Origin of the sequence: Streptomyces achromogenes, assembly GCF_030816715.1 — a bacterium.
GTDB lineage: Bacteria > Actinomycetota > Actinomycetes > Streptomycetales > Streptomycetaceae > Streptomyces > Streptomyces achromogenes_A.
In genome coordinates this window covers 5,756,152-5,769,028 of sequence record NZ_JAUSYH010000001.1, presented here as the reverse complement: position 1 = coordinate 5,769,028, position 12,877 = coordinate 5,756,152, and the positions used below count along the sequence as shown (strand labels likewise).

The following is a 12,877-nucleotide window of genomic DNA, read 5'->3' as shown; positions in this document are numbered from 1 at the left end:
AGTGCATAATCGCACCGAGCCGGACCGGGCCGGTCAAACGGAGGGACAGCACATGGCGTGGCTGCTGGTCGTCGTGGCCGGACTGCTCGAGACCGGTTTCGCCGTCTGCCTCAAGCTGTCCCACGGCTTCACGAGGCTCTGGCCGACCATCGCCTTCTGCGCCTTCGCCCTGGGCAGCTTCGGTCTGCTGACCCTCTCGCTGAAGAAGCTCGACGTGGGCCCCGCCTACGCGGTGTGGACGGGCATCGGCGCGGCGGGCACCGCCATCTACGGCATGGTCTTCCTGGGCGACCTGGTGTCGACGCTGAAGCTCGTCTCCATCAGCCTGGTGATCATAGGAGTGATCGGGCTGCAGCTGTCGGGGTCGGCGCACTAGCCACGGCCGGACGCCCGCCGGGGTGGGCGCACCGGGGCCGCCCCTGACGTCCTAGTTCCTGGACGGTCGCTGCAGGGCGCCCCGCACCAGGTCGGCGACCCCGTCCTCCCCCGGCGGGGGCGCGGCGACGCAGGACAGCGCGAGACGGACGGCGAGTTCGGAGCAGCGGGCGAGATCGGCCGCGTCGGCGCGGACGGCGCCGGGGCCGGAGAGCACGGCGACGGCCCGGTCACGGACGGCGCCCACGAGGTCGGCGGGTGAGGGCAGCGGCCCGTCCGCCCGCCGCTGGGCCGGCACGGCGGAGGAGGACGGCACCGCCGAGAGCGTCGGCGAGGGCAGCCGTTCGCTCCAGAACCCGGTGAGGACGGCCCGTACGAGGACGTTCTCGCGAGCGGCGGAGGCGGTCCACTCGGCGGTGGCGGCGAGCCGGTCGCGGATGTCGCCGTGCGCGGCGAGCGCGCGCTCGACCCCGGCGAGGTATCCGTCGGCCTCGCGCCTGACCAGGGCCCGGGCCAGGCCCTCCTTGCTGCCGAACTCGTTGTACAGCGTCTGCCTGGACACCCCGGCGGACGCGGCGACGTCCACCATCCGCACCGCGGCCCACGGCCGTAGCGCCAGCGCCTCGAAGGCGGCGTCCAGTAGGGATTCCCGCGCTGCAGGCATCGTCGCCTCCCTGGAGCGAGTGGCTCTGCGCCCAGGTTTGACGCGCACGGCCGCACTGTCAAGGGTGGCGGAGGCACCGGACGGCGATCGGCGGGCCTTCCCGACCTCCCCGCTTCCGCCGCCGCCCCCTGTGGCCCCTGTTCGGCTTGGCCGGATACGGTTCGTCCCATGCCGGACTACCTGGACGACCTCCGCCTCGCGCACGTGCTCGCGGACGCCGCCGACGCCGCGACCATGGCCCGTTTCAAGGCCCTCGACCTCAAGGTCGAGACCAAACCGGACATGACCCCGGTGAGCGAGGCCGACAAGGCCGCGGAGGAGCTCATCCGGGGCCATCTCCAGCGCGCCCGTCCCCGGGACGCGGTCCTGGGCGAGGAGTACGGCGTCGAGGGCACCGGCCCCCGCCGCTGGGTGATCGACCCGATCGACGGCACGAAGAACTACGTGCGGGGCGTGCCCGTCTGGGCCACCCTGATCTCGCTGACGGAGGCGGGCGAGGGCGGGTACCAGCCCGTCGTCGGCCTCGTCTCCGCGCCGGCGCTGGGCCGCCGCTGGTGGGCCGCGAAGGGGCACGGCGCGTTCAGCGGCCGCAGCCTGACCTCCGCGAGCCGGCTGCACGTCTCGCGCGTCTCACGGATCTCCGACGCCTCCTTCGCGTACTCCTCGCTGAGCGGCTGGGAGGACCGCGGGCTGCTCAACGGCTTCCTCGACCTGACCCGCGACGTGTGGCGCACGCGCGCGTACGGCGACTTCTGGCCGTACATGATGGTCGCCGAGGGCTCGGTCGACCTGTGCGCCGAACCCGAGCTCTCCCTCTGGGACATGGCGGCCAACGCGATCATCGTGACGGAGGCGGGCGGCGCCTTCACCGGCCTCGACGGCCGCCCGGGCCCGCACAGCGGCAACGCGGCGGCCTCCAACGGTCTCCTCCACGACGAGCTGCTGGGCTACCTCGAACAGCGCTACTGAAGCGCGCCCGAACCGCACGGATGAGCGCGCACGCCCTCAATCGGCCGCGCGCGCCCTCTTGTTGACCCCCGCTTTACCTGCCACGCTGACAGCACCCCCACTTGTGAACTTGTGAATCCATGAACGACCCGTGGATTCTTAGGAGGTGGCATCAGCCCATGCTCGTCCGCGACGCCATGAGCACGGTGGTCCTGACCATCGGCCCCGCACACACCCTCCGTCAGGCCGCCGCCCTGATGGCCGCCCGCCGCGTCGGCGCGGCGGTGGTCCTGGATCCCGACGCCGGCGGCATCGGCATCCTCACCGAGCGGGACATCCTCAACTCCGTGGGCCTCGGCCAGGATCCGGACACCGAACGCACCCACGCCCACACCACCGACGACGTCGTCTTCGCCGCCCCGACCTGGACCCTGGAGGAGGCGGCCCGGGCGATGGCCCACGGCGGCTTCCGACACCTGATCGTCCTCGACCACGGCGGACCGGCCGGCATCGTCTCGGTCCGCGACATCATCCGGTGCTGGGCGCCGGCCCGACAGCAGGTACCCGTCTGAGCACGGAGCGCAGTCGGCGCGCAGTCGGCGCGCAGTCGGCGCGCAGTCGGCGCGCGGGAAACATTCACTGGAATCCGTCCAAGTCCGTCCAGGATCTAAAGTCACACTGGTTCGGGACCTGGTCCGGTCGACTGTTAGGCTGAATCCATGAGTGACCTTCTGGAACGGCTGCGCGGACGCGGATGGCGGATGACCGCACAGCGGCGCGTCGTGGCCGAGGTGCTCGAGGGCGATCACGTCCATCTGACGGCCGACGAGGTGCACGCGCGAGCGGTGCTCCGGCTGCCCGAGATCTCCCGGGCGACCGTCTACAACACCCTCGGCGAACTGGTCTCCCTCGGCGAGGTGCTCGAGGTGGCCACCGACAAGCGCGCCAAGCGGTACGACCCGAACGCCCACCGTCCGCACCACCACCTGGTGTGCGCCCGCTGCGGCGCCATCAAGGACGTGCATCCGGGCGGCAACCCGCTGGCCGACCTGCCCGACTCGGAGCGCTTCGGTTTCACCGTGTCGGACGTCGAGGTGACCTACCGCGGCATCTGCCCGAACTGCGCTGCCGCCTGACCCGTGCTCGGCCTGTGGCCCCGGCCTCCCTCGCGGGAGACCGGGGCCACAGCCGTGACCGCCTGCCGTGACCGTCTGCCGTGACGCCGAACGCACCGAGGGCCGGAACCCTTTCGGATTCCGGCCCTCGGCCTTCAGTAGCGGGGACAGGATTTGAACCTGCGACCTCTGGGTTATGAGCCCAGCGAGCTACCGAGCTGCTCCACCCCGCGTCGGTGAACCCCACGTTACGTGAACGGCGACGAGGAAGGCAAATCAATACGACGGCCACCTATACGCCGAGGTCAGCGGGGTCGGGAGGGCCGACCCCGCAGGATCGACGCGAGCTGGGCCGGAGCCGGGCTCACGGATCGTCGGGAGGTCGGCGGGGGCCGGCCCGCGGGTCGGCGGGGGGCCCGCCGGGGCCGGCCCGCGGGGTCAGCGGGAGCTCAGCCGGGATCGGCCCGCGAGTCCACGTGAGCCCGACCGGGACCGACCCGCTGGGTCAGCGGGAGGCCGGCCGGGAGGCCGGCGGCGCGTTACGCGGACAGCTCTTCTCGCAGGGCGTCGCGCAGTCGGGCCGCCCGCTCGGCCACCTCCGCCGGGCCGAGGGACACCGCCCGGTCGGCCCACCGCTTGCCCTCCGCCAGCTCGCCGCGACGCGCGTAGACCAGGGCCAGCCGCAACGCCGCCCGCCCGTGCCCGGCGTCGGCCGCTCGCGTCCACCACACGGCCGCCTCGGGCTCGCTGCCCTCCCGCGCGAGCAGCAGCCCCAGGTTGAAGGCGCCGTTGCGCGAACCGGCCTCCGCGGCCGTCCGGTACCAGCGCGCGGCCCCGACGACGTCACCGCGCGCGGCGGCCAGCATCCCGACGCGCACCTGTGCGCGCCGGTGCCCCTGGGTCGCCGCCCGCTCGTACCACTCCTCGCACTCGGTCTTCTCGTGCACGATCTCCCCGAGCTCGTGCGCGGGCTGCGGCGGTCGGCGGGCGTCGAGCACGGCCGCCAGCCGGTACGCGGCCTCCGCGTTCCCGCCGCCGGCCGCGCACCGCAGATGCCGTTCGGCCTCCTGCTCGTCCCCGTCGCGCAGGCGCGCGATGCCGACCTGCAGCGCCGCCTCGGTGTGCCCGGCGGCCGCCGCCCGCTCGTACCAGCGCAGGGCCACCGCCTCCTCCCCGCGCCCGGCGAACAGGATCCCCAGGTTGAACGCGGCGTCGACGCTGCCCGCCTCCGCCGCCTTGGAGAACCAGGGCTCGGCCCCGGCCGTGTCGCCGACCTGGAGCAGCAGGACGGCGAGCGCGTTGGCCGCCTCCCGGTGCCCCGCGTAGGCGGCGCGCCGGTACCACTGTTCGGCCTGCACGGTGCGGCCCTGCTCCGCGCAGAGCAGGGCGAGGTTGTAGGCGCCGTTGTCGTCTCCGGCGTCCATCGCGGCCCGGTACCAGCGTTCGGCGGTCTGGGTCTGGCCGCGCTCGGCGTGCAGCGCGCCCAGCGCGTTCGCCGCGTTGCCGTCGCCGTCCTGGGCGGCCCGCAGCCACCAGACGGCGGCGTTCTCCGGGTCGCCGGCGTCGCGCAGCAGGAACCCGAGCGCGCAGGCGGCCCGCGCCTCGCCGTCCTTGGCCGACGTGAGGTACCAGCGCCCGGCCTCCTTCAGGTCGCCCCGGCTCTCCAGGATCGTCCCGAGGTGCAGCGCGGCGCGACGGTGTCCGCGCGCGGCGGCCTGCCGGTACCACTGCTCGGCCTCGGTCCGCCCGGCGACCCCGGTGTCGTGTGCGCGCTCCGGTGAATCGCCGTCCTGGAGCGGGTTGCGGTGCTGGTCGAGGGCGCGGGCCAGCCGGTACGCGGCCTCCCGGTGGCCTCGCTCCGCGGCGACCCGCATCCACTGCTGCGCCCCGGCGTCCCCGCGGTGCTCCAGCAGGTCGGCGAGGGCGTACGCGCCCAGCGTGTGTCCCTGCTCGGCGGCCTGGCGCAGCCAGTACTCGGCGGCCGGCTCGTCCCCGCACTCGCGGCGGTGGCGGCCCAGCGCGTGGGCGGCCGCGGCGGAGCCGGCCACCGCGGCGACCCGCCACCAGCCCGCGGCCTCGTCGGGGTAGCCGCGCTGGTGGAGCAGGACGCCCAGGTTGTTCGCGGCGGCACGGTCGCCCTCCGCTGTCGCGGCACGCAGGTGGGGCTCGGCGCCGTCCAGGTCGCCGCGGCGCAGCAGCATGGCCCCGAGGACGCTCATGGCCTCGGCGTCGCCGGCTTCCGCCGCCAGCCGCAGGCGCATCTCCTCGACGGCCTCCCCCGTCTCGACGGCGTCGGCCGTCTCGTCCCGGCTCTCGACCGGGGTCGCTTCCTCGTCGGAAGTCTGCACAAACCGCCCTGTCTCGAACAGAGTTGCCTTGTCCCCCATAACGTCCATCGTCGCACCACCCGCAACCCGGGTACACCTGGTATACCGCGGCCCGTAAGGTCACTTCAGCGTTTTGTCGACATGCCCACAGAGAGACAAGTCAAACACAGATAGCCCAACTCCCCACAGCGGCGCGTCCATCGCCTGCCCGGCACATGCGTTCGCACATCACGAAGGCCCGGATCCGTTTCCGGATCCGGGCCTTCGTTTCAGTAGCGGGGACAGGATTTGAACCTGCGACCTCTGGGTTATGAGCCCAGCGAGCTACCGAGCTGCTCCACCCCGCGTCGTGTTCCACAACCGTACCACGACGCGGGGCGAGCATGATCAGCCGCTACTCGGGCTCGGAGTGGGACTGGGTTTGCTCCCGGAACCGCCGCTCGAGCCACCGCTCGGACTCGCCGAACCGGTGGGACTCGGGCTGCTGCTCGGCTTGGTGCCCTTGTCGGCCGCCGTCTGCGCCGCCTCGGCCCGCTTCAGCGCGTCCTCGAGGTCCTTCTGCGCCTTGGCGTACGCGGCCCAGTCGGGCTTCTTCAGAGCCTCCTGGCCGGCGGCGAAGGCCTTCTGGGCGTCGGCCAGCGCCTCCCGGACGGTCGGGTTGCTCGACGTCGGCGGCGGGGTGGTACCGCCTGGCTCGTCCGCGGGCGGCGGGGTGGTGCCCTCCGCGCCGAAGACCTTGTTGAGCGCCTCGTCCAGGGTGTCCTCGAAGGCGGTGTTGCCGCCGTAGGTCACCAACACCTTCTTCAGCAGCGGGTACTTGAGCCCGCCGCCGCGCACATAGACGGGTTCCACGTAGAGCAGTCCACCGTCGAGCGGCACCGTCAGCAGGTTGCCGTACTCGATGTCGGAGTCGCCGCCCTTCAGGAGCCTGATGGACTCGGCGATGTCCTGTTCGGAGTTGAACTGGCTCTGCACCTGTTTCGGCCCGTCGACGGTCGTGCTCGTCGGCAGTTTCAGGATTCTGATCTTGCCGTAGTCGGGAGTGCCCGCTTCGGAGTCGACCGCCATGAACGCGCTGAGGTTGTCCCTGCCGTTGGGCGTGAGCGTCGTCGTCAGCGAGAACGCCTGTGCCTTCTGGTCGGGCATCTTCATGCTCAGGTAGTACGGCGGCACCGCGTCGCCCGACTTGTTGGACGGGTCGTCCGGCACCTGCCACACCTCGCTGCCGCTGAGGAACGTCGTGGCGTCCTTCACGTGGTAGCGGGTGAGCAGCTCGCGCTGGACCTTGAACAGGTCCTGCGGGTACCGCAGATGGGCCATCAGCGACTTGGAGATCGCCGACTTGGCCTTCACCGTGCCGGGGAACGCCTTCATCCAGGTCTTCAGGACCGGGTCCTCGGTGTCCCACTGGAAGAGCCTGACCTCGCCGGTGTACGCGTCGACGGTGGCCTTCACCGAGTTGCGGATGTAGTTGACCTGGTTCTGCTGGGCCACCACCGCCCGGTTGTCGTTGGTGGCGGTCAGTGAGTCGGCCGTCGTGTCGCCGAGGGTCGTACGGGAGGCGTACGGGTAGCCGTTCGTCGTCGTGTACGCGTCGACGATCCACTGGATGCGGCCGTCGACCACGGCCGGATAGGCGTCGCCGTCGATGGTCAGCCAGGGGGCGACCGCCTCCACACGATCCTTGGGCGTGCGGTTGTACAGAATCCGCGAACCCTCGCCGATCGCGCCGGAGTAGAGGATCTGCGGCTCGCCGAACGCCACCGCGTACGCGGCGCGGTTGACCGGGTTGGAGAGGTTGACCCCGCTCTTGCCCCGATAGCTGGTGGTCTTCTCCCCCGCGTCGTCGGAGTAGTCGATCTCCTTCTGGGGACCGCCGACGATCGAGTACGTGGTCGTCTTCTCGCCGTAGTAGACGCGCTGCTCGTACGTGCCGAGCTCGCCCTCGGACGGCAGGTTGGACTCGGTGAACAGGGGACGGCCCTCGGAGTCGGACGTGGTCCCGTTCGCCGCGACCACCCCGTAACCGTGGGTGTAGCGGAAGTGGTTGTTGATCCAGTTCTGCTTGTCCACGCCCGCGAGGTTCAGCTCGCGCAGACCGATCACCGTGTCCTGGTCGGCGCCCTTCACGTTGTAGCGGTCCACGTCCAGGTTGGTCGGGAACGCGTAGTACTTGCGCATCTGCTGGAGCTGCTGGAACGTCGGGGAGACGATGTTCGGGTCCAGGACCCGGATGCTCGCCGTCGCGTCGACGTCGTCGCGCAGAGTCGTCTTGTCCTTGGTGGTGCTCGTGCCCGAGTACTCGGTGACCTGCGTGCCGTCGATGCCGTACGCCTCACGTGTCGCCTTGAGGTTCTTCGCGACGTACGGGGCTTCCTTGGCCTGCTCGTTGGGCTGGACCTGGAACTTCTGGACGATCGCCGGGTACAGCCCGCCGATGAGGATCGCCGAGAGCACCATCAGGCCGAAGCCGATCACGGGCAGCTGCCAGGTGCGCCGCCACAGCGTGGCGAAGAACAGCAGGGCGCAGATGACGGCGATGCAGAACAGGATCGTCTTGGCCGGCAGATAGGCGTTGGCGTCGACGTACCGAAGACCCGTCCAGTTGTCCGTGGCCTTGAAGTCGCTGGACTTCACCGCCAGGCCGTAACGGTCGAGCCAGTAGGCGACCGCCTTCAGCGCGACGAAGACGCCCAGCAGCACCGACAGGTGCCCGGTGGCCGCGGCGGTGGCCCGCGCGCCGGGGCTGGTGACGCGCAGCCCGCCGTACAGGTAGTGGGTCAGCGCGGCGGCGATCAGGGAGAGGATCGTGGCGGCGAAGCCGAAGCCGAGCAGGAACCGGTACCAGGGCAGGTCGAAGGCGAAGAACGACACGTCGAGGTGGAACTGCGGGTCCTTCTGTCCGAAGGACACCCCGTTGACCCACATCAGCCACGTGCGCCACTGCCCCGCCGCCGAGGCGCCGGCGATCAGGCCGACGAGGGCGGTGATGCCGAGCAGCAGCCATGTCTTGTACGGCGCGATGCCCATGCGGTAGCGGTCGAGGCTCTGTTGCTCCACCGACATCGCGCTCAGCGGCGGCCGCAGCCGGTGGGCCAGCCAGATGTTGAAGCCGACCGCGAGGGCCATCAGCAGACCGAAGACGAAAAAGAGCCCGATCTTGGTCCAGAGCATGGTCGTGAAGACGGACGAGTAGTTCACCGAGCGGTACCAGAGCCAGTCCGTCCAGAACCCGGCGAACATCGTGAACGCCATGCCGAGTACGGCCAGGACGCCCAGCGTCGTCAGCAAGGTCCGGACGCGCCGGGACGGGCGGCCCACTCTGATCCGCGGCCCCGTGGGGCCTCCGCCGCGGTCCGGCATCTGGAAAGCCAAGGTGCGCACCTCGAATGTCGCAGTTGATCCGTCAGGCCCGCGTGTTCGTGGACCGTTCGTGGCCCCCGGTGATCGCGGGCCCACACCTATGCAACTTACTCACCGTTTACTCGGTTCCCGATTCCGCCCAGGAACGAGAGAGGATTGTGACCATGTCCAACACTCCCATGGCGGCGAGCCCGCTCACCCGGGCCGTGCTCGAGATCGACGAGTACGCCTCCGGCCTCGGCTGGGACCAGCCCGCCCGCCTTTTCGCCCTCGTAGACACCGCTCGGCTGCGAGCCCAGGAACCGTCGCTCGCGACCCAGCTCGGCCTTCAGGACGAGCCCGAGACCACCGGTCTCACCCCGATCGAGCAGGACGAAGTGCCAACGGACAAGCCGCTCGACGAGTTCCTCGCCACGATCGCGTGGCCGGACGCCGTGGTGGGCTGCGCCCTCACCGTCGAGCGTCTGATGCTTCCGCCGTCCGCCGAGTCCCAGGTCCCGCAGGGCCTCAGCGACGCGAAGCTCGCGAAGTGGGTGGCCGAGCACCCCGACCGCCACGAGGTCCGGATGACGGTCGGCGTGCTGCGCGACGGCACCCGCGACTCGGCCCTGCGGCTGCGCGAGAAGGACGCCCCGACGGAGGTCCTCACGGGCGCCGGGCTGGTCCCGGGCCTCGCGGAGGCGCTGTCGGCGACGTTCGCGGACTAGCAGGGGCTCGCGGGCCCCGGCGGGGCGGCCGGCAGCAGCTTCCTGTCGGCCTCCCGGGGCCCGGGGCCTGCCGTTCGGCCGGGTCCCGGCTACCCGGCGGCTACTTCGTGCACTTCGGCAGGGCGGCGGTGTCGCCGCCGCGGATGTCCTCGAGGGCGGCGAGGGCGTCGTCGATGGTGTCGACCTTGACGAGCCTGAGCCCCGAGGGGGTGTCCTCGGCGGCTGCCTTGCAGTTGTCGGCGGGCGTCAGGAAGAACTGGGCGCCCTGGCTGCGCGCGCCGACGGTCTTCAATTCGATGCCGCCGATCGGGCCGACCTTGCCGTCGTCGTCGATGGTCCCGGTGCCGGCGACGAACTTTCCGCCGGTGAGACTGCCCGGGGTGAGCTTGTCGTAGATGCCGAGCGCGAACATCAGGCCGGCGCTGGGGCCGCCGACGTCGGCGAGCTTGATGTCGACGGTGAACGGGAAGGTGTGGTCGGTCCCGGCCGAGATCCCGACGATGGCGCGCTTCTCGCCGCTGTCGTCGGAGGCCGCGGTGGTGATCGAGACCTTCTGTGTGGCCGTCGCCGTCCTGTGCGCCTTCTCTGCGGCCGCCTGCTCCTTCGCCGGAACGATCGTGAAGACGACGTTCTCGCCGGCCTTGTGCTCGGTCACCAGCTTGGCGACGTCACCCGGCTCCTTGACCGCGGTGCCGTCCACGGCCTTGATCACGTCTCCGGCGTGCAGCCTGCCCTCCGCCGGGGACCCCTTCACCACGGTCGAGACGATCACCCAGGACGTCACGGGGACCTTCAGCTCCTTCAGGGCGGCGACCTTGGCGCTCTCCTGGGACTGGCTGAACTCCTCGGCGTTCTCCTGGGTGGACTGCTCCTCGGTCTTGCCGTCCGGGTAGAGCGTGTCGTGCGGGACGACCTTGTTGTCGTGCGCGAGCCATCCGTAGACGGCCTCGACGAGGTTCATCCGGTAGTCGGCACTGGTCACCCGCACCGTGGTCATGTTGAGATGGCCGCTGGTCGCGTAGGTCTTGCGCCCGGAGATCTGCAGCACCGGCTCGCCGTCGTGATCGCCGAGCGTGTTCACCGTCGGGCCCGGGGACATCTCCGAGTACGGCACGGGGATGAGCACTCCCGCGCACAGAAGCGCGATGAGGATCAAGGTGGAGGCGAGCATCGTCGCGGTGCGGCGTGGCATGACTCGACAGTACGGGACGCCTCTGTCAGCGCACGGTCAGGGCTGCCACCCGGGTCACGCGCGGGAGTGCGGCTTCTCCATGGCGGCCCGGAAGCGGGCGTATCCGTCCAGCTCAGGGCCGTCGCCGCGGGCCTTGCGGGTCCGGTTGGCCCAACTCCCCCACAGCCCCGCGCCGATCGCGGCGACAAGCGGAATCAGCAACCAGGCGAGCGCCGCCATGCCGACCTCCCAACCCCAGTGAGCCACCACAACTGACTGATCAGCAGATTAACCATCCGCAGTGACAACGCTCACGGCAGGGGTCCGGTTACGCAACCGGACGGGTGGCCGGTGGATCAGCAGGCCCCCACCCGCCCACCCGTCGCCCGACCACCACCCCTCAACGACGGCGCTACGCGCCGACCCATTCCTCGGTGCCGTCGGAGAACTTCTGGTGCTTCCAGATGGGCACCTCGTGCTTGAGGTCGTCGATCAGCTTCCGGCACGCCTCGAAGGCCTCCCCGCGATGCGGGCAGGACACGGCCACGACGACCGCCAGGTCGCCCACGGCCAGATCCCCCACCCGGTGGACGGCCGCCAGGGCCCGCACCGGGTACTCGGCCGCCACCTTCTCGGCGATCCGCCGCATCTCCGCCTCGGCGCTCGGGTGGCAGGAGTATCCGAGCGCGTCGACGTCGGCGCCCTCGTCGTGGTCGCGCACGGTGCCCACGAAGAGCGCAGTCCCGCCGGCCGCGTCGTCCCCGACCGCCTTGAAGACCTCGTCCAGGGAGAGCGGAGTGTCGCGAACGGCGATCAGCTTGATGGGATCCTGCGCGGCCCGCTCGCCGGGATGCTGGTCGTTGGCTGCCATACCCCTATCGTGCCGCACCCCGGGGAACAGGCGAAATAGCGTGATCACCCGGTACGCACGTGTGGCGCTTCGGAGGTCGCCCCAAAGCACCGGCCCGTCCCTGCTCCGGCGTGGCAGGTGCCTGTCGGGGTGGCGGGCGCCGCAGCCCGCCACCCGCCGCTCAGCGCCGCCGGGCCTTCCGGGCCCGTCGCACCACGGCCGCGGCACCCAGCAGAGCGACCGTCGCGCCGGCCGCCCCCGCAGCCGTCGCGTCCTTGCGCCCCAGCCGCCGACCGACGACGGTGCGGCGTCCGGCCACCTCCTCCAGCAGCTCCGCCAGGACCTCCTCGTTGGTCCAGCCCGGCCGCCACCCCGCGTCGTGCAGCCGGCTTCCGCTCACCACCCAGGGGTACATCGTGTACGCCAGGTCGCCCGCCGGGGACGGCGTCAGGCCGATCCGGTGCAGCCGCGCGGCGGCGCCCAGGGCGACCGCCGACGGCAGCTCCATGCGCCGGATCCCGCTGAGCTCCTCGACCTCCTCCTGCTCCAGCCACCCGTCGCACCCGACGGCGAGTTCCCCGTCGACCTTCTCCAGGACGGCGTACTCCAGGGCGCTCACCAGGTCCTCGACGTGGCAGAACTGCCAGGCCGGCCGCGATCCGGCGACGACCAGCAGGCGCGGCGACTCGAAGTACCGGGTCAGTGCCGTGTCCGTGCCGCCGACCAGGATCGCGGGCCGCACCACGGTGACGTTCAGACCGGGATGCGCCCGGGGCGCGCGGCGCGCGAGCCGTTCGATCTCCAGGAGGTCCCCGACGCCGGTCGCCTCCGCCGTCGCCCGCAGCTCCGCGTCCTCCGAGAGCGGCAGCTCGTTGTCCTCCAGCGCCCCGTAGACCATCGCGGAGGTGCACAGCACGACGCGGCGCACCCCGGCCGCCGCGGCGGCCGTCAGCACCGTCTGCGTACCGCGCACGTTGTAGGCCGTCCGGGCGGCGGCGTCACTCCCCAGGTCGAGGTCGAGCGCGAGGTGGACCACGACGTCGGCGCCGCGCAGCTTGTCGGCGATCGCGGGGTCACGGACGTCGAGGATGTGCCACTGCGCCGCGTCGCACTCGCCTCGCCGCTCGTCGATGGCGACGACCTGCTTGACCTCCTCCGATGCGGCGAGCCGCTCCGTGAGCAGCGCGCCCACCCCGGTCGCCGCGCCGGTCACGGCGACGACGGGCCCTCGGGCACCGGCCCGGGCCGAAGGGTTTCGCGCTGCGCGAACCTGCGGATCTGGGGAACTCACCAGGTGTCTCCAGCGGTTGTCTTGGCATACGGGCGCGAGTGACGCGTACGTACCAGGTGGCATCCA

The 12,877-nt window shown here is 71.4% G+C and carries 12 protein-coding genes and 2 tRNA genes; 5 read left to right on the top strand and 9 right to left on the bottom strand.

Annotated features, from left to right (window positions below; translation table 11 throughout):
* Nucleotides 1-52: 52 nt before the first annotated feature.
* Nucleotides 53-376 (top strand): DMT family transporter, encoded by a 324-nt coding sequence (locus QF032_RS26080; protein WP_062642293.1) that lies wholly within the window; start codon nt 53-55, stop codon nt 374-376.
* A gap of 51 nt (nt 377-427) precedes the next feature.
* Here QF032_RS26080 and QF032_RS26075 read toward each other — a convergent pair whose 3' ends face one another.
* The gene (locus QF032_RS26075) at nt 428-1,039 is read right to left on the bottom strand and encodes a TetR/AcrR family transcriptional regulator (protein ID WP_307045770.1); all 612 of its coding nucleotides are present in this window, start codon (nt 1,037-1,039) and stop codon (nt 428-430) included.
* A 168-nt stretch (nt 1,040-1,207) separates the two neighbouring features.
* Between QF032_RS26075 and hisN the strand changes: the two genes are divergently transcribed.
* The 3 genes from hisN (at nt 1,208) to QF032_RS26060 (ending at nt 3,123) form a co-directional block, all read left to right on the top strand.
* Nucleotides 1,208-2,008 (top strand): histidinol-phosphatase, encoded by an 801-nt coding sequence (gene hisN / locus QF032_RS26070; RefSeq protein WP_307045768.1) that lies wholly within the window; start codon nt 1,208-1,210, stop codon nt 2,006-2,008.
* Between the two features lie 158 nt (nt 2,009-2,166).
* Nucleotides 2,167-2,559, top strand: coding sequence for a CBS domain-containing protein (locus QF032_RS26065; RefSeq protein WP_306949378.1), 393 nt, complete (start codon nt 2,167-2,169; stop codon nt 2,557-2,559).
* Between the two features lie 147 nt (nt 2,560-2,706).
* Nucleotides 2,707-3,123, top strand: a complete 417-nt coding sequence (locus tag QF032_RS26060) for a Fur family transcriptional regulator (protein ID WP_306949379.1) — start codon at nt 2,707-2,709, stop codon at nt 3,121-3,123.
* A gap of 138 nt (nt 3,124-3,261) precedes the next feature.
* Here QF032_RS26060 and QF032_RS26055 read toward each other — a convergent pair.
* The 4 genes from QF032_RS26055 to QF032_RS26040 form a co-directional block, all read right to left on the bottom strand.
* Nucleotides 3,262-3,335, bottom strand: a tRNA-Met gene (locus QF032_RS26055).
* 306 nt (nt 3,336-3,641) lie between these two features.
* Complete coding sequence (locus tag QF032_RS26050; protein WP_307045766.1) at nt 3,642-5,498, bottom strand: tetratricopeptide repeat protein; 1,857 nt, start codon at nt 5,496-5,498, stop codon at nt 3,642-3,644.
* 204 nt (nt 5,499-5,702) lie between these two features.
* Nucleotides 5,703-5,776, bottom strand: a tRNA-Met gene (locus tag QF032_RS26045).
* A gap of 40 nt (nt 5,777-5,816) precedes the next feature.
* Nucleotides 5,817-8,792 (bottom strand): UPF0182 family membrane protein, encoded by a 2,976-nt coding sequence (locus QF032_RS26040; RefSeq protein ID WP_307060375.1) that lies wholly within the window; start codon nt 8,790-8,792, stop codon nt 5,817-5,819.
* Between the two features lie 164 nt (nt 8,793-8,956).
* Here QF032_RS26040 and QF032_RS26035 point away from each other — a divergent pair, with 164 nt between their 5' ends.
* On the top strand, nt 8,957-9,499 hold the full coding sequence (locus tag QF032_RS26035) for a PPA1309 family protein (RefSeq protein ID WP_306949381.1): 543 nt from the start codon (nt 8,957-8,959) through the stop codon (nt 9,497-9,499).
* A 100-nt stretch (nt 9,500-9,599) separates the two neighbouring features.
* On the opposite strand, the gene QF032_RS26030 is transcribed toward QF032_RS26035, so the two are convergent.
* The 4 genes from QF032_RS26030 to QF032_RS26015 form a co-directional block, all read right to left on the bottom strand.
* Complete coding sequence (locus QF032_RS26030; protein ID WP_307045764.1) at nt 9,600-10,691, bottom strand: YlbL family protein; 1,092 nt, start codon at nt 10,689-10,691, stop codon at nt 9,600-9,602.
* A gap of 54 nt (nt 10,692-10,745) precedes the next feature.
* A complete protein-coding gene (locus tag QF032_RS26025; RefSeq protein ID WP_307050573.1) occupies nt 10,746-10,937 on the bottom strand; it encodes a hypothetical protein in 192 nt (63 codons plus the stop codon).
* A 145-nt stretch (nt 10,938-11,082) separates the two neighbouring features.
* Nucleotides 11,083-11,541 carry a molybdenum cofactor biosynthesis protein MoaE gene (locus tag QF032_RS26020; protein ID WP_306949384.1) on the bottom strand — a complete coding sequence of 153 codons (459 nt, stop codon included), beginning with the start codon at nt 11,539-11,541 and terminating at the stop codon, nt 11,083-11,085.
* A gap of 160 nt (nt 11,542-11,701) precedes the next feature.
* Nucleotides 11,702-12,811, bottom strand: a complete 1,110-nt coding sequence (locus tag QF032_RS26015) for an SDR family oxidoreductase (RefSeq protein ID WP_307045762.1) — start codon at nt 12,809-12,811, stop codon at nt 11,702-11,704.
* Nucleotides 12,812-12,877 lie beyond the last annotated feature (66 nt).